The following is a 15,723-nucleotide window of genomic DNA, read 5'->3' as shown; positions in this document are numbered from 1 at the left end:
ACTCACTCATCACCCCCAACCGGGAGTTCTTCCTGCAGGATCCCGTCGTGCTCGCGCCGCTCCTCCTCGGTTCGGTGCTGAGCTACGACGCTCCCGACGGGCGAGTGGCGATCCGACTGTCGGAGCTCGAGGCGTATCGGGGCGTCGGCGAGGACCCCGGTTCGCATGCGTTCCGTGGGCGAACCCCGCGCAATGAGGTGATGTTCGGCGACCCCGCGCACCTGTACGCGTATTTCAGTTACGGCATGCACGTCTGCCTGAACATCGTCGCGCGTGCGGCCGGCAGCTCGTCGGGCATGCTCATGCGCGGGGCGACCGTCGTCGACGGCATCGAGGTGGCACGGCGCCGGCGCCCGGGGGTGAGCGACCGAGATCTCGCTCGCGGGCCGGGTCGGCTCTCGAAAGCACTCGGAGTGCCTCTGGGCGCCCGGGGCAGCGACCTGCTGGCGCTCCCGTTCACGCTGCAGGTGCCGGCGACGCCGCTGCACTCGGCGAGCGGCCCGCGCACGGGCGTCGGCGGCGAGGGCGGTGGATCGCAGTATCCGTGGCGGTTCTGGCTCCCGGGTGACGAGGGCGTCTCGCCGTACCGGCGGCACAAGCTCGCGGCAGAGTGAGGCCGGCGCGCCTTCACCGCACCGCGAGGTGCACGACGAGCGCGGCCGCGCATGCCCAGATGAGGCTCGCGAAGGTGCCGATGATGAAGCGTTCACGTGCTTCGGGAGCTTCGAGTTCGGTGAATCGACCGACGCCCTTGACCGCGACGACGATCGCGAGCGCCTCGGGAAAGCCGGCGATGATGGCGCCCGCGGAGGCAATGCGCTCGAGCACGCCGATCGTGAGCCCGCCTCGCAGCACTTCGCGGCGCGCACTGCCGATCACCCCGCGCTGCTCTTCGTCGGCCGATCGCCTCTCGGCGACGATGATGCCGCCGTGGAGGCCCGGCGCGACGCTGCCGCGCATCGCGAGGTCGAGCGCGGTGCTGGCGGCAGTGCTGCCGCCGAACACCGCGGCAGTCAGACCCAGCACGGTGATGAGGGGGGCGAGGCCGAACTGTGCGGGGCCGGTCGCCGAGGCCGCGGCGAGGAGTGCGATGGCGAGGGTGCCCGCGGCGAACCAGATGTACGCATGGCGTGGGCGAACGTAGGCGAGCACTGAGAGCGCGGCCGTGGCGACCAATGAGATCACCAGGGCCGACCAGGTGATCGCATCGGCGAAGACGAAGAGGTTCATTCGCGTGCTCCCGTCGAGCTGTCGAGGTTCTCGAGCAGCCTAGCGAGCGCGGGCACGGCGTCGAGCTCTGCACGGATGTTGCCCGATTTCATGCGCGAACTGATCGCGGGAGCGCTCACTCCGAGTTCATCGGCGATCTCCGACTGCATCGCGCCCGCGATGATGCGGTCGTAGACCTCCCACCCCTGATCGGATCGGCGCTCGCGGAGGAGGAGCGCGAGCCTGAACAGCGCCTCGACGTGCACTGCGTCGTCGTGCGCCGCCTCGATCGCGAGCCGGGGCGCGCTCTTCTTCGCCCGCTCGACGGCGTCGCGTGCGGCGAAGAACGCCTCGCCGCTCGCCTCCCGGATGTCGGCGGGAAGCGGAGCACGCACCGTGCCGCAGCCGATGCCGATGCTCCAAGCGCCATCACGCGTGAGCTCGAAGACGACCTCGACGACCGTGAGCGCATCGCTGGTGAGGAGCTGGACCTCATCACCCGCGTTTCGGGCGACCGGCAGCAGAAGCGTCTCACCGTGCTCGCGCTGGATCCGATCGCGTTCTGCGCCGGCGAGGTCGGCCTGAGTGCGGCTGGAGACCTGATCTGCGGTCACGACGAACATTCCGCCCCCATTCACCCTTCAAGCTTTACCGCAACGGAAATAAGCATACATCATTAATCATCATCGAGTTAGAGATGAGACCTAATCCGCTCGCTGATACCCTGACGTGGTGTCAGATCCCGTGATCCTCGCTACCCAACAGAACGATGCCTCATTCGATGATGTCTGGGAGGAACTCGTCTGGCGCGGCCTCGTGCACGTGTCGACCGACCAGGCTGCGCTGAAAGAGCTCCTCGCGGGCGAGCCGATCACGTACTACTGCGGCTTCGATCCCACCGCACCGAGCCTGCATCTCGGAAACCTCGTTCAGCTGCTCACGATGCGTCGCATCCAACTCGCCGGACACAGGCCGCTCGGCCTCGTCGGCGGCTCGACCGGCCTCATCGGCGATCCCCGGCCCACCGCCGAGCGCACGCTCAACACCAAGGAGACCGTCGTCGAGTGGGTCGGGTACCTGCAGGGGCAGGTCTCGAGGTTCCTCTCCGGCGAGGGTGAGAACGCCGTTCGGCTCGTCAACAACCTCGACTGGACCGGCGGTCTCTCCGCCATCGACTTCCTGCGTGAGATCGGCAAGCACTACCGGGTCGGCACGATGCTGAAGAAGGATGCGGTGGCGTCGCGTCTCAACTCCGACGCCGGCATCAGCTACACCGAGTTCAGCTACCAGATCCTGCAGGGCTTCGACTACCTCGAGCTCCATCGCCAGTACGGTTGCGTGCTGCAGACGGGCGGCAGTGACCAGTGGGGAAACCTCACGAGCGGCACCGATCTGATTCACCGCATCGAGGGTGCGAGCGTGCACGCGATCGGCACGCCGCTGGTGACGAACGCCGACGGCACGAAGTTCGGCAAGAGCGAAGGCAATGCGATCTGGCTCGATGACGCGATGTGCAGTCCGTACGCGTTCTACCAGTTCTGGCTCAACACCGACGACGCCGACGTGATCTCACGACTCAAGATCTTCACGTTCCTCAGCCGCGAGCGCATCGAGCAACTCGAAGAACTCGTGGCGACCGAGCCGTTCAAGCGTGAAGCGCAACGGGTGCTCGCGACCGAGGTCACGACCCTGGTGCACGGAGCTGATGCCACAGAGGCGGTGACCGCCGCATCACGCGCGCTGTTCGGCCAGGGCGATCTCGCCGCGCTCGACCCCGCGACACTCATGGCTGCACTGCGCGAACTCCCGAACACCACGGCGACGACGGATGCCTCGATCGTCCAGCTCCTCGTCGACACCGGACTCGTCTCGAGCCAGAGCGAGGCCCGGCGTGCCATCAACCAGGGGGGAGTATCGCTCGACAACGTGCGCATCGACGATGACACGGCCACGCTCGAAGGCCGCGTCGCGGCGGGCGGCATGGCCGTGCTCCGGCGCGGCAAGAAGACGCTTGCGGGCGTCTTCGTCGAGTAGTCGCTCGAGGCACGTTCGGCCCCGGGTCGCTCACGTCGGCGAGCCACCGCAGTTCCGCGCGTTCGCGGGCCTCGCTGCACGACACGCCCGGGATGCAGGTGGGATTTGCGCGTCTCCCGGAATGCCCGTAATGTAATCACTCGTTGCCCCACAGGAGCGGAAGAGCGGCAGAGCGGATCAGCCCAGTGTTGATAGCGCCCAGCTCATCCTCCTCAAGCGGCACGACTATCCCAAACCGCGAAGGTATCGCCTTCTCGTGTTTGAAGCGTTCGGATCCGTCCTCTTCAGGATGACCGAATGAGAACGAAGGCTCCGGCAGTTCGATCCGATCAGGGTCGGGCACCGGGTGCGTCCGTTTCTTGAGAACTCAACAGCGTGCACTATGTTCAATGCCAATTTTTGAACCCTGTCCCTGCCGTTTTGGTGGGGTGGGATTCCTTTGATTGATGGACAATTTGATTTTGGATAGTCAGTTGTTTCTCTGTCAGTGAACGAACTCCCTGATGCCTTTGGGTGTTGGGAACCATTTTTTTTGGAGAGTTTGATCCTGGCTCAGGACGAACGCTGGCGGCGTGCTTAACACATGCAAGTCGAACGATGATCTCCAGCTTGCTGGGGGGATTAGTGGCGAACGGGTGAGTAACACGTGAGTAACCTGCCCTGGACTCTGGGATAAGCGTTGGAAACGACGTCTAATACCGGATAGGACCTTGCACCGCATGGTGTGGGGTGGAAAGTTTTTCGGTTTGGGATGGACTCGCGGCCTATCAGCTTGTTGGTGAGGTAATGGCTCACCAAGGCGTCGACGGGTAGCCGGCCTGAGAGGGTGACCGGCCACACTGGGACTGAGACACGGCCCAGACTCCTACGGGAGGCAGCAGTGGGGAATATTGCACAATGGGCGCAAGCCTGATGCAGCAACGCCGCGTGCGGGATGACGGCCTTCGGGTTGTAAACCGCTTTTAGTAAGGAAGAAGGGCCTTCGGGCTTGACGGTACTTGCAGAAAAAGGACCGGCTAACTACGTGCCAGCAGCCGCGGTAATACGTAGGGTCCGAGCGTTGTCCGGAATTATTGGGCGTAAAGAGCTCGTAGGCGGTTTGTCGCGTCTGCTGTGAAATCCCGAGGCTCAACCTCGGGCCTGCAGTGGGTACGGGCAGACTGGAGTGCGGTAGGGGAGAATGGAATTCCTGGTGTAGCGGTGGAATGCGCAGATATCAGGAGGAACACCGATGGCGAAGGCAGTTCTCTGGGCCGTAACTGACGCTGAGGAGCGAAAGCATGGGGAGCGAACAGGATTAGATACCCTGGTAGTCCATGCCGTAAACGTTGGGCGCTAGATGTGGGGACCTTTCCACGGTTTCCGTGTCGTAGCTAACGCATTAAGCGCCCCGCCTGGGGAGTACGGCCGCAAGGCTAAAACTCAAAGGAATTGACGGGGGCCCGCACAAGCGGCGGAGCATGCGGATTAATTCGATGCAACGCGAAGAACCTTACCAAGGCTTGACATGACCGAGAACGCCGCAGAAATGTGGAACTCTTTGGACACTCGGTTACAGGTGGTGCATGGTTGTCGTCAGCTCGTGTCGTGAGATGTTGGGTTAAGTCCCGCAACGAGCGCAACCCTCGTCGTATGTTGCCAGCACGTCATGGTGGGAACTCATATGAGACTGCCGGGGTCAACTCGGAGGAAGGTGGGGATGACGTCAAATCATCATGCCCCTTATGTCTTGGGCTTCACGCATGCTACAATGGCCGGTACAAAGGGCTGCGATGTCGTAAGGCGGAGCGAATCCCAAAAAGCCGGTCTCAGTTCGGATTGAGGTCTGCAACTCGACCTCATGAAGTCGGAGTCGCTAGTAATCGCAGATCAGCAACGCTGCGGTGAATACGTTCCCGGGCCTTGTACACACCGCCCGTCAAGTCATGAAAGTCGGTAACACCCGAAGCCGGTGGCCTAACCCTTGTGGAGGGAGCCGTCGAAGGTGGGATCGGTGATTAGGACTAAGTCGTAACAAGGTAGCCGTACCGGAAGGTGCGGCTGGATCACCTCCTTTCTAAGGAGCACTGGCCACTTTTGGTGGTCCAGGCATGCCAGATCAGGCCGGCTCTGCTCATTCGGAGTATGAGATTGGGTCTGCTGGCAGCTCATGGGTGGAACATTGGACATGGGTGCTCGTCTGTCTGGTTCAGACTTAGTACGCCGCTTCCTTCGGGGGGTGGTTGGAAGGGTTGGGGCCGGCCGGTCGGGTACGTTGCACGCTGTTGGGTCCTGAGGGACCGGACGATTCCTGGACTTCGGTTCGGGGTGATGGTTTCTTACAGGCCTTCGCTGATGCCAGCTGTGTTGTTGGTGGGTGTGGGGGTTCTGGCCGTCTGTTGAGAACTACATAGTGGACGCGAGCATCTTAGAAGCAGCCCGTTTGGGCTGTTTCACAATAGGTGAGACGCCGATGGCATGCTTTCGGGTGTGTTGGTCGGCGTGTTCACTGGTCAATTTTTGCAGCATCGCCCTGTGGGTGGTGTTGCACGATTCGATCTCATGTGATTTCAAGTTTCTAAGAGCAAACGGTGGATGCCTTGGCATCTGGAGCCGAAGAAGGACGTCGTAATCTGCGATAAGCCTCGGGGAGCTGATAAACGAGCTGTGATCCGAGGATTTCCGAATGGGGAAACCCCGCCAGGCCCTTTGGGTGACCTGGTGACTCCCGCCTGAATATATAGGGCGGGTAGAGGGAACGTGGGGAAGTGAAACATCTCAGTACCCACAGGAAGAGAAAACAATAGTGATTCCGTCAGTAGTGGCGAGCGAACGCGGATCAGGCTAAACCGAGCCATGTGTGATACCCGGCAGGGGTTGCATGGTCGGGGTTGTGGGACCTTTCGGATTGTACTGCCGTGCAGTCACGGTGACGCGTCGGGTATAGACGAACCGCATTGAAAGGCGGACCGGAGTGGGTGTGAGTCCCGTAGTCGAAATGCCTGGCGGCCCGGAGAGGTATCCCAAGTAGCGCGGGGCCCGAGAAATCCCGCGTGAATCTGTCAGGACCACCTGATAAGCCTAAATACTCCCAGATGACCGATAGCGGACAAGTACCGTGAGGGAAAGGTGAAAAGTACCCCGGGAGGGGAGTGAAATAGTACCTGAAACCGTTTGCTTACAAACCGTTGGAGCCTCCTTGTTGGGGTGACAGCGTGCCTTTTGAAGAATGAGCCTGCGAGTTAGTGATCTGTGGCGAGGTTAACCCGTGTGGGGTAGCCGTAGCGAAAGCGAGTCTGAATAGGGCGATTCAGTCGCAGGTCCTAGACCCGAAGCGAAGTGATCTATCCATGGCCAGGTTGAAGCGCGTGTAAGAGCGCGTGGAGGACCGAACCCACTTCAGTTGAAAATGGAGGGGATGAGCTGTGGATAGGGGTGAAAGGCCAATCAAACTTCGTGATAGCTGGTTCTCTCCGAAATGCATTTAGGTGCAGCGTTGCGTGTTTCTTGCCGGAGGTAGAGCTACTGGATGGCCGATGGGCCTCAACAGGTTACTGACGTCAGCCAAACTCCGAATGCCGGTAAGTGAGAGCGCAGCAGTGAGACGGTGGGGGATAAGCTTCATCGTCGAGAGGGAAACAACCCAGACCACCAACTAAGGTCCCTAAGCGCGTGCTAAGTGGGAAAGGATGTGGAGTTGCACAGACAACCAGGAGGTTGGCTTAGAAGCAGCCACCCTTGAAAGAGTGCGTAATAGCTCACTGGTCAAGTGATTCCGCGCCGACAATGTAACGGGGCTCAAGCACGCCACCGAAGTTGTGGCATTGACATTTGTGGTAGGCCTTCGTGGTCCAGCCGTGTTGATGGGTAGGAGAGCGTCGTGTGGGCAGTGAAGCGGCGGAGTGATCCAGCCGTGGAGGCCACACGAGTGAGAATGCAGGCATGAGTAGCGAAAGACGGGTGAGAAACCCGTCCTCCGGAAGACCAAGGGTTCCAGGGTCAAGCTAATCTGCCCTGGGTAAGTCGGGACCTAAGGCGAGGCCGACAGGCGTAGTCGATGGACAACGGGTTGATATTCCCGTACCGGCGAAGAACCGCCCACATGAAATCAGGAGTGCTAAGCATCCCAAGACGCGTGGATCCCTTCGGGGACGATCGTGTGGCGGCATGCGACCCCATCTGGTGGAGTGAGCGTATTAACAGGTGTGACGCAGGAAGGTAGCCCAACCCGGGCGATGGTTGACCCGGGGCAAGCGTGTAGACCGGACCGTAGGCAAATCCGCGGTCCAGATGGTTGAGACGCGATGCGGATGAAAAGTGGGTGATCCTATGCTGCCGAGAAAAGCATCGACGCGAGGTTCCAGCCGCCCGTACCCCAAACCGACTCAGGTGGTCAGGTAGAGAATACCAAGGAGATCGAGAGAATCGTGGTTAAGGAACTCGGCAAAATGCCCCCGTAACTTCGGGAGAAGGGGGGCCTGAGGCGTGAACCAACTTGCTTGGGGAAGCGCTGCAGGGCCGCAGAGACCAGTGGGAAGCGACTGTTTACTAAAAACACAGGTCCGTGCGAAGTCGCAAGACGATGTATACGGACTGACGCCTGCCCGGTGCTGGAAGGTTAAGAGGACCGGTTAGCTCTTCGGAGCGAAGCTGAGAATTTAAGCCCCAGTAAACGGCGGTGGTAACTATAACCATCCTAAGGTAGCGAAATTCCTTGTCGGGTAAGTTCCGACCTGCACGAATGGCGTAACGACTTCCCAGCTGTCTCAACCGCGAACTCGGCGAAATTGCATTACGAGTAAAGATGCTCGTTACGCGCAGCAGGACGGAAAGACCCCGTGACCTTTACTACAGCTTGGTATTGGTGTTCGGTGTGGCTTGTGTAGGATAGGTGGGAGACTATGAAGCTGGCACGCTAGTGTCGGTGGAGTCATTGTTGAAATACCACTCTGGTCACTCTGGATATCTAACTTCGAACCGTGATCCGGTTCAGGGACAGTGCCTGGTGGGTAGTTTAACTGGGGCGGTTGCCTCCCAAAAAGTAACGGAGGCGCCCAAAGGTTCCCTCAACCTGGTTGGCAATCAGGTGGCGAGTGTAAGTGCACAAGGGAGCTTGACTGTGAGACTGACAGGTCGAGCAGGGACGAAAGTCGGGACTAGTGATCCGGCAGTGGCTTGTGGAAGCGCTGTCGCTCAACGGATAAAAGGTACCTCGGGGATAACAGGCTGATCTTGCCCAAGAGTCCATATCGACGGCATGGTTTGGCACCTCGATGTCGGCTCGTCGCATCCTGGGGCTGGAGTAGGTCCCAAGGGTTGGGCTGTTCGCCCATTAAAGCGGTACGCGAGCTGGGTTTAGAACGTCGTGAGACAGTTCGGTCCCTATCCGCTGCGCGCGTAGGAAATTTGAGAGGATCTGACCCTAGTACGAGAGGACCGGGTTGGACGAACCTCTGGTGTGCCAGTTGTTCCGCCAGGAGCACCGCTGGTTAGCTACGTTCGGGATGGATAACCGCTGAAAGCATCTAAGCGGGAAGCCGGCCTCGAGATGAGATTTCCATACCCTTCGGGGTGAGAGGCTCCCAGCCAGACGACTGGGTTGATAGGCCGGATGTGGAAGACAGGACTAACGACTGTCGCAGCTGACCGGTACTAATAAGCCGATAACTTGATAATCACTACACACACATGTTTGAACACATTTCATGTAAAGGCCGTGTGTGTGGCCAACGATCGCTCGCGTCCACTCTGTGGTTCCCTTCAGACGGAAACCCAACAACTCAACACTGAAACAACACCCGCACCGCCCAAACCCCCAAACACATCCGGGGACGGCACGGTGCGGTCACCGAGACCACCAACCACCCCCAACAACACCGGGGCCCGTTGGTTCTAGAGTTTCGGCGGCCATAGCGCGAGGGAAACGCCCGGACACATTCCGAACCCGGAAGCTAAGACTCGCAGCGCCGATGGTACTGCAGGGGGGACCCTGTGGGAGAGTAGGACACCGCCGGACAATCATTAAGGAGAATGGCCACCCACGGCGTTCAATTGCGAACACCGGCGGGTGGCCATTCTTCGTTAACGGGCCTCTTCACAAGAGGCCCCATTACGGTTGAGTTCCATGAGGACTCCACACACGACGGGACTATCGTGAGCGACTCCAGACAGGACTCGGCAAGCCAGGGGCGACCAGAACGGCGCGATGGCGGCGACAAGAAGAGCGGCCGACCGAGTGGCGCGCGTTCCGGTTCCGCTGCCCGCGACGGTGGCTCGGTGAAGCGCCCGTACGGCGACCGCGATGCGAAGAAGTCGTATGGCGACCGTGACAACCGGAAGCCGTACGGCGACCGCGATGCGAAGAAGTCGTATGGCGACCGCGATGACCGCAAGTCGTATGGCGACCGTGATGCGAAGAAGTCGTATGGCGACCGTGACAACCGGAAGCCGTATGGCGACCGTGATGCGAAGAAGTCGTATGGCGACCGTGACAACCGGAAGCCGTATGGCGACCGTGATGCGAAGAAGTCGTATGGCGACCGTGACAACCGCAAGCCCTATGGCGACCGCGACCGCAAGCCCTATGGCGACCGCGACCGCAAGCCCTATGGTGACCGCGACCGCAAGCCCTATGGCGACCGTGACAACCGCAAGCCGTATGGCGACCGCGATGCGAAGAAGCCGTATGGCGACCGTGACAGCCGCAAGTCGTATGGCGACCGCGACAACCGCAAGCCCTATGGCAGCCGGCCCGGAGGTCGTGACGACCAGCGCGACGCGGCCCCTCGCGAGAACTTCGGAGCAGCCGATCTGCAGGTGCGGCCGCGACACGACGATCCGTACATCGACGAGTCGATCGAGGCTCGCGATCTCGACAAGGGTGCCCGTGCCGAGCTGAAGACGCTGAGCAAGGAGAACGCCGATTGGGTCGCACGACATCTCGTCGCAGCATCCCGACTGCTCGACGACGACCCCGAACTCGCGCACCAGCATGCGATGTCTGCAGGTCGACGCGCGGGCCGCATCGCTGTCGTGCGCGAATCCCTGGCGATCACGGCCTACGCAACCGGGGACTTCGTACTCGCGCTCCGCGAACTGCGCACCTACCGCCGCATCTCGGGCAGCAACGATCAGCTGCCGCTCATGGTCGACAGCGAGCGCGGCGTCGGCCGACCTGACCGTGCCCTCGAGGTCGGCCGTGCCGTCGACCGCACCACCCTCCCCGCCGCGGTCCAGGTCGGACTGGCCATCGCGATGTCGGGTGCCCGACTCGATCTCGGCCAGCCCGAGATCGCGCTAGCCGAGCTCGAGATCCCGCAGCTCGACCCCGATCGCGCATTCTCCTACAGTCCGGCGCTCTTCTCGGCGTATGCAGAGGTGCTCGAAGAACTGGGTCGCGGTGATGAAGCCGCGAAATGGCGCGTTCGTGCCGACCGCGCAGAGGCCGCTCTCGCGGGCCCAGCGGAGGCCGAGTCGGTCGAGATCTTCGAGATCGAGATCGAGGATGCCGCCGAGCCCGCCGATGAGGCTCCCGAGGTCGTGGCGCCCGCTGCGGTCGAGGCTGCTGCTGCGCCAATCGAGCCCGAAACCGCAGTCGAGCCCGAAGCTGCAATCGAGCCCCAAGCCGCAGTCGAGGTCGATCCGGCCGACGTGCTCGAGGACGACGTGCGCGCGGTGCTCGCCGAAGGTTCATCGGCCGCGGATGAAGAGAGTGAGGATGCCTCCGATGGGACTGTTCCGCGGGAAGACTGATCACCCGACGCCGCTCGACGGCATCGACGCGGTGCTCGCCGACCTCGATGGTGTCGTCTATGCCGGCGCCCAGGCCATCCCGCGTGCGGTCGAGAGCCTGAACCTCGCGAAGCGCGATCGCTCCGTCGGCTACATCACGAACAATGCGTCGCGCAGCGATGCAACCGTCGCGGACCACTTGGCCGAGCTCGGTCTCGAAGCCGTGCCGAATGATGTCGTGACGTCGCCGCAAGCCGCGATGACCATGCTCGCCGAGCACGTCTCACCAGGCGCACTGGTGTTCGTGGTCGGCGGTGAGGGCATCACGATCGAACTCGAGAAGCGCGGCTACCGCATCACCCGCTCCGCCGACGATGCGCCCGACGCCGTCGTGCAGGGCTTCACTCCCGATATCGGCTGGCGGGAGCTCGCCGAGGCCTCCTTCGCGCTGACCGCGAACGGCGGACCGGATGCCGCCGGCCCCGCCATCCCGTGGATCGCGACGAACATGGATTGGACGATTCCGGTCGCCCGGGGCATAGCACCGGGCAACGGCACGCTCGTCTCCGCGGTGCACACGGCGGTCGGGCGGTTCCCGCTCGTCGCGGGCAAGCCCGAAACGCCGATCTTCGACGAGGCACGACACCGGTTCGCCGCCGAGCGCCCCCTCGTGGTCGGCGATCGGCTCGACACCGATATCCTCGGCGCACGGCGCGCCGGCATGCTGAGTGCTCTGGTGCTGACGGGCATCGATCGTGCGAAGCAGGTGCTGGCAGCTCCCGAATCGAGCCGACCGGACTTCATCCTCGCCGATCTCGACGGACTCCATGTCCCATACCCGGTGACGGAACAGGTGCGCGGTGGCGTCTCGCTCGTGGGCGCCGCTCGGGTGCGAGTCTCGGGCAACCGGGTTGAGATCGTCGAGGACGGCGGCGACGAACTCGACCTGCTCCGTGCGGCGTGCGCCGCGATCTGGGCTTCGGGAATCGGCATCCACTCGCTCGATGTTCCTGCGAGACTGTACGGCTGAGCGGTCCGTCGTCGGCCGAGCGCCGGCTGCTCGGGGTAGCGTTGAACCGTGACCACCGATTCCGACGCGTCAGACGAGACCCAGACGAGCCAGTCCGCGCCCGAGGGGGCGGCGTCGTCGACGCCCGGCGTGATCGCCGAGATCGAAGGGCTGCCGTTGGCCGAACGCGCGGCGGGCTACCAGGCCCTCGCCGATGAGTTGCGCACCCAGCTCGAACAGTCCGATCCGTCGCTGCGCACCTGACGCATGACCGCCCAACGCCTCGACGCGGCCCTCGCGGCGCGCGGCCTCGCCCGCTCGCGCACACACGCCGCGACGCTCATCGCCGCCGGTGGCGTGACGGTCGACGGGCGGCCGGTCGTCAAGTCCTCCGTGAAGGTGGGCGATGACGCGGTGCTCGAGGTCGCGTCATCCGATCACTATGTGAGTCGCGCGGCCCACAAGCTCATCGCCGGCCTCGACGGCTTCGGCGTCGAGGTCGAGGGCCGTGTCGCGCTCGACGCAGGCGCCTCGACGGGCGGATTCAGCCAGGTGCTGCTCGAACGGGGCGTCAAGCAGGTGCTCGCCGTCGACGTCGGGCATGGCCAGCTCGCGCCGCAGCTCGCCGATGCGGCCGGTCTCGTGCTCGTCGAGGGGTGCAACGTGCGCAACCTCGACGCCGCACGGATCGCCGAACTCACGGGGGTCGCTGAACGACCGTCGCTCGTCGTCGCAGATCTCTCGTTCATCTCGCTCACCGTGGTGCTTCCCGCGCTGCGCGCCACGGCGACGGATGACGCGGACTTCGTGCTGCTCGTCAAGCCGCAGTTCGAGGTGGGGCGCGGGGGAGCGCGCGAGGGGGTCGTGCGTGACGCCGGGCTCCGCGCCGATGCCGTCTCGAACGTGCTCTGGGCCGCCTTCGACGCCGGACTCGGCACCGCCGGTATCTTGTCCTCCCCAATCGTCGGCGGGCACGGGAACGTCGAATACCTCGTGCATCTGAGCGCGGTGCGCGGCGTGAATCCGACAGAATGGTCAGGTCGGGTCGACGAAGTGACAGGGAGGGCGAAGGCGTGAGCGATGCACGGCGCTTCCTGGTGGTCTCCCACACGGGCCGGCGGGCCGCCCTCGAGGCGACGAGCGAGGTCTGCACCCAACTGCTCGCCGCCGGCGCAGTGCCCGTCATCGCGGCCGAGCACTGGGACGAGGTGCACGACTTCGTGCCCGACCTCAATGGCTCGGTCGAGCGATTCGAAGAGACCGATCCGACGGCCATCGAGCTCATCATCGTGCTCGGCGGCGACGGCACGATCCTCCGTGCTGCTGAGATCATGCGCGACCTTCCGGTGCCCCTCCTCGGCGTGAACCTCGGCCATGTCGGCTTCCTCGCCGAGAGCGAGCGCGACGACCTCGGTTACACCGTCGGCCGCGCCCTCGCACGCGATTACACGGTCGAGGAGCGCATGACCCTCGCGGTCCGTGCGAAGGTCGGCCGCGAGGTCGTCTACGAGAGTTGGGCACTCAACGAGGTGACCGTCGAGAAGGCCGAACGCGAGCGCATGCTCGAGGTCGTCATCGAGGTCGATCGGCGCCCGCTCTCCTCATTCGGCTGCGACGGTGTCGTCATGTCAACTCCGACGGGATCGACCGCGTACTCGTTCTCTGCCGGCGGCCCGGTCGTCTGGCCGAGTCTCGAAGCACTGCTGCTCGTGCCGCTCAGCGCACACGCGCTCTTCGCCCGACCGCTCGTCGTCGGCCCCGAGTCGTCGCTCGCGGTCGAGATCCTGCAGCGCACCGAGGCATCCGCGGTCATCTGGTGCGATGGCCGGCGCACCTTCGACCTGCCGCCGGGAGCGCGCGTGATCGTGCGCAGGTCGCCGGTTCCCGTGCGGCTCGCGCGGTTGCACGAGGCGCCGTTCACCGATCGGCTCGTCAACAAGTTCCAGCTCCCGGTCACCGGGTGGAGGGGACCGGTCGGGCGTGAGTGAGGGCAGGCGATGATCGAAGAGCTCGGCATTCGCGATCTCGGCGTCATCGCCGAGGCGACGCTGCCGCTCGGCGCCGGATTCACGGCCGTGACCGGCGAGACCGGCGCAGGCAAGACCATGGTGGTGACCGCGCTCGGGCTGCTGCTCGGCTCACGCGCCGATGCCGGCTCAGTGCGGGCCGGGGCGAAGCAGGCGTGGGTCGAGGGCCGCTGGCTCGTGTCAGAAGACGGTGTCGTCGCCGAGCGCGTCGCCGAGACCGGCGGTGAGGTCGAGGCGGGTGAACTCCTGCTCGGCCGATCCGTCTCGGCCGAGGGCCGCAGCCGGGCGGTCGTCGGCGGCCGGAGCGCCCCCGTCGGCGTGCTCTCCGAGCTCGGCGACGAGCTCGTCGTCGTGCACGGGCAAGCAGACCAGCAACGGCTCCGCTCAGCGGTCGCGCAACGCGAGGCGCTCGATCGATTCGCGGGGCCGGCACTGCAGGCCGTGCTCGACGAGTACAGCGCCGCCTTCACGGCCTGGCGAGCGGATGCCGCCGAGCTGGCGCATCTTCGCGCCGACCATGAGTCGCGCATCCGCGAGGCCGACGAGCTCCGCACGGCTCTCGACGAGGTCGAGGCCGCCGACCCGCAGCCCGGCGAAGACCTCGAACTGGCCGAGCGCGCCGACCGGCTCTCGAACCTCGAGGAGCTGCGGCTCGCCGCTGCTCAGGCTCGCGCGCTGATCTCGTCCGAAGACGTCATCGACGACGTTCCCGACGCGGTCGCCCTCGTCGACGGTGCGCGCCGGCAGCTCGAGCGCGTCGCAGAGCACGATGCGGCGCTGCTGCCGATCAGCGAGATGCTGGCGAGTGCCGGTTTTCTGCTGGCCGACGCCGCCGCCGAGCTGTCGGGGTACCTCGGAGGACTCGACGCAGATGGGGCGCGCGAACTCGAGATCGTGCAGGATCGCCGGGCCCTGCTCGGGGGGCTCGTACGACGTCACGGCGGCTTCGACGAGGTGCTCCGGTTCCGGAACGTCGGCGGTCTTCGGCTCGTCGAGCTCGACAGCGACGACGATCGCATCGAGGGTCTCGACGCATCCGTCACCGCGCTCGAGGCCGAGGTCGACCGACTGGCGGCTCGGCTGACCGAACTGCGCACCGACGCCGCAGGTCGGCTCGCGACCGCGGTCAGCGCTGAGCTCGCGGCCCTCGCAATGCCAGACGCACAGCTCACCGTCGTGATCGAGCCGACGACCGAGGTGACGGCGCACGGCCGCGACGCCGTCTCGATTCTGCTGAGACCCCACCCCGGCGCCGAGGCGCGGCCCGTGTCGCGCGGGGCATCGGGCGGCGAGCTGTCGCGCGTCATGCTCGCGATCGAGGTCGTCATCGCGGGCAGCGACCCGGTGCCGACGTTCGTCTTCGACGAGGTCGACGCGGGCGTCGGCGGCGCGGCCGCGATCGAGATCGGGCGCCGGCTGGCACGACTCGCCGAGCGCTCGCAGGTCATCGTCGTGACCCACCTCGCGCAGGTCGCCGCGTTCGCGACGAATCACCTGAGCGTGGTCAAGGGCACCGACGGGCGGGTCACCTCGTCGAGCGTGCGTCAGCTCGCCGGCGGCGATCGCGAGGCCGAGATGGCGCGGTTGCTGTCGGGGCTGGCCGATTCGGAGAGCGGACTCGCGCACGCGAGAGAACTGTTGGAGATCGCCGCGCAACGTGCGGCGTGACACGCGATCGAGCATCGCAAACGATGGAATCAGGCGATTCCGAGAAGATATGGGGGAGCGCGTGGG

At 64.1% G+C, this 15,723-nt stretch carries 11 protein-coding genes and 3 rRNA genes; 11 read left to right on the top strand and 3 right to left on the bottom strand.

Annotated elements, in window-relative coordinates; all coding sequences use genetic code 11:
- Window positions 1-47 precede the first annotated feature (47 nt).
- Window positions 48-614, top strand: a complete 567-nt coding sequence (locus tag FHG54_RS11440; protein WP_232331427.1) for a DNA-3-methyladenine glycosylase — start codon at window positions 48-50, stop codon at window positions 612-614.
- Window positions 615-627: 13 nt separating this feature from the next.
- On the opposite strand, the gene FHG54_RS16820 is transcribed toward FHG54_RS11440, so the two are convergent.
- Together FHG54_RS16820 and FHG54_RS11430 are read right to left on the bottom strand one after the other, a co-directional pair.
- On the bottom strand, window positions 628-1,230 hold the full coding sequence (locus FHG54_RS16820) for a hypothetical protein (protein WP_232331426.1): 603 nt from the start codon (window positions 1,228-1,230) through the stop codon (window positions 628-630).
- Window positions 1,227-1,832, bottom strand: coding sequence for a DNA-binding protein (locus FHG54_RS11430; protein ID WP_139417376.1), 606 nt, complete (start codon window positions 1,830-1,832; stop codon window positions 1,227-1,229). Before FHG54_RS11430 ends, FHG54_RS16820 begins: the two co-directional genes overlap by 4 nt.
- 109 nt (window positions 1,833-1,941) lie before the next feature.
- Between FHG54_RS11430 and tyrS the strand changes: the two genes are divergently transcribed.
- On the top strand, window positions 1,942-3,243 hold the full coding sequence (gene tyrS, locus FHG54_RS11425; RefSeq protein WP_232331425.1) for a tyrosine--tRNA ligase: 1,302 nt from the start codon (window positions 1,942-1,944) through the stop codon (window positions 3,241-3,243).
- Window positions 3,244-3,379: 136 nt separating this feature from the next.
- Here tyrS and FHG54_RS11420 read toward each other — a convergent pair whose 3' ends face one another.
- On the bottom strand, window positions 3,380-3,586 hold the full coding sequence (locus tag FHG54_RS11420; RefSeq protein ID WP_139417374.1) for a hypothetical protein: 207 nt from the start codon (window positions 3,584-3,586) through the stop codon (window positions 3,380-3,382).
- A gap of 186 nt (window positions 3,587-3,772) precedes the next feature.
- Between FHG54_RS11420 and FHG54_RS11415 the strand changes: the two genes are divergently transcribed.
- The 9 genes from FHG54_RS11415 (at window position 3,773) to recN (ending at window position 15,657) form a co-directional block, all read left to right on the top strand.
- Window positions 3,773-5,299: ribosomal RNA gene (locus tag FHG54_RS11415) — 16S ribosomal RNA — on the top strand.
- Between the two features lie 491 nt (window positions 5,300-5,790).
- Window positions 5,791-8,898, top strand: a 23S ribosomal RNA gene (locus FHG54_RS11410).
- A gap of 223 nt (window positions 8,899-9,121) precedes the next feature.
- Window positions 9,122-9,238, top strand: a 5S ribosomal RNA gene (gene rrf, locus FHG54_RS11405).
- The 16S, 23S and 5S rRNA genes sit together here, the layout of an rRNA operon.
- Before the next feature lie 14 nt (window positions 9,239-9,252).
- On the top strand, window positions 9,253-10,974 hold the full coding sequence (locus tag FHG54_RS16815) for a primosomal protein (RefSeq protein WP_233437759.1): 1,722 nt from the start codon (window positions 9,253-9,255) through the stop codon (window positions 10,972-10,974).
- On the top strand, window positions 10,949-11,983 hold the full coding sequence (locus tag FHG54_RS11395; RefSeq protein ID WP_139417373.1) for an HAD-IIA family hydrolase: 1,035 nt from the start codon (window positions 10,949-10,951) through the stop codon (window positions 11,981-11,983). The genes FHG54_RS16815 and FHG54_RS11395 overlap by 26 nt, the downstream gene beginning before the upstream one ends.
- A 48-nt stretch (window positions 11,984-12,031) precedes the next feature.
- Window positions 12,032-12,226 carry a hypothetical protein gene (locus FHG54_RS11390; protein WP_139417372.1) on the top strand — a complete coding sequence of 65 codons (195 nt, stop codon included), beginning with the start codon at window positions 12,032-12,034 and terminating at the stop codon, window positions 12,224-12,226.
- A 3-nt stretch (window positions 12,227-12,229) separates the two neighbouring features.
- The gene (locus tag FHG54_RS11385; protein WP_139417371.1) at window positions 12,230-13,039 is read left to right on the top strand and encodes a TlyA family RNA methyltransferase; all 810 of its coding nucleotides are present in this window, start codon (window positions 12,230-12,232) and stop codon (window positions 13,037-13,039) included.
- Window positions 12,994-13,950, top strand: a complete 957-nt coding sequence (locus tag FHG54_RS11380) for an NAD kinase (protein WP_198165888.1) — start codon at window positions 12,994-12,996, stop codon at window positions 13,948-13,950. Before FHG54_RS11385 ends, FHG54_RS11380 begins: the two co-directional genes overlap by 46 nt.
- A gap of 9 nt (window positions 13,951-13,959) precedes the next feature.
- Window positions 13,960-15,657, top strand: a complete 1,698-nt coding sequence (recN, locus tag FHG54_RS11375; protein WP_139417369.1) for a DNA repair protein RecN — start codon at window positions 13,960-13,962, stop codon at window positions 15,655-15,657.
- The last annotated feature ends 66 nt before the right edge of the window (window positions 15,658-15,723 follow it).

Origin of the sequence: Agromyces laixinhei (genome assembly GCF_006337065.1) — a bacterium.
Taxonomy (GTDB): domain Bacteria; phylum Actinomycetota; class Actinomycetes; order Actinomycetales; family Microbacteriaceae; genus Agromyces; species Agromyces laixinhei.
The sequence above is the reverse complement of the archived record's forward strand: the minus strand, read 5'-3'. Positions and strand labels throughout refer to the sequence as shown.

What these genes read in the sequence shown, in the direction of transcription:
- recN (WP_139417369.1), top strand. Translation starts at nt 13,960, where the DNA reads ATGATCGAAGAGCTCGGCATTCGCGATCTCGGCGTCATCGCCGAGGCG.
- FHG54_RS11430 (WP_139417376.1), bottom strand. Translation starts at nt 1,832, where the DNA reads ATGTTCGTCGTGACCGCAGATCAGGTCTCCAGCCGCACTCAGGCCGAC.
- FHG54_RS11380 (WP_198165888.1), top strand. Translation starts at nt 12,994, where the DNA reads ATGGTCAGGTCGGGTCGACGAAGTGACAGGGAGGGCGAAGGCGTGAGC.
- FHG54_RS11395 (WP_139417373.1), top strand. Translation starts at nt 10,949, where the DNA reads ATGGGACTGTTCCGCGGGAAGACTGATCACCCGACGCCGCTCGACGGC.
- FHG54_RS16815 (WP_233437759.1), top strand. Translation starts at nt 9,253, where the DNA reads ATGGCCACCCACGGCGTTCAATTGCGAACACCGGCGGGTGGCCATTCT.
- FHG54_RS11385 (WP_139417371.1), top strand. Translation starts at nt 12,230, where the DNA reads ATGACCGCCCAACGCCTCGACGCGGCCCTCGCGGCGCGCGGCCTCGCC.
- FHG54_RS16820 (WP_232331426.1), bottom strand. Translation starts at nt 1,230, where the DNA reads ATGAACCTCTTCGTCTTCGCCGATGCGATCACCTGGTCGGCCCTGGTG.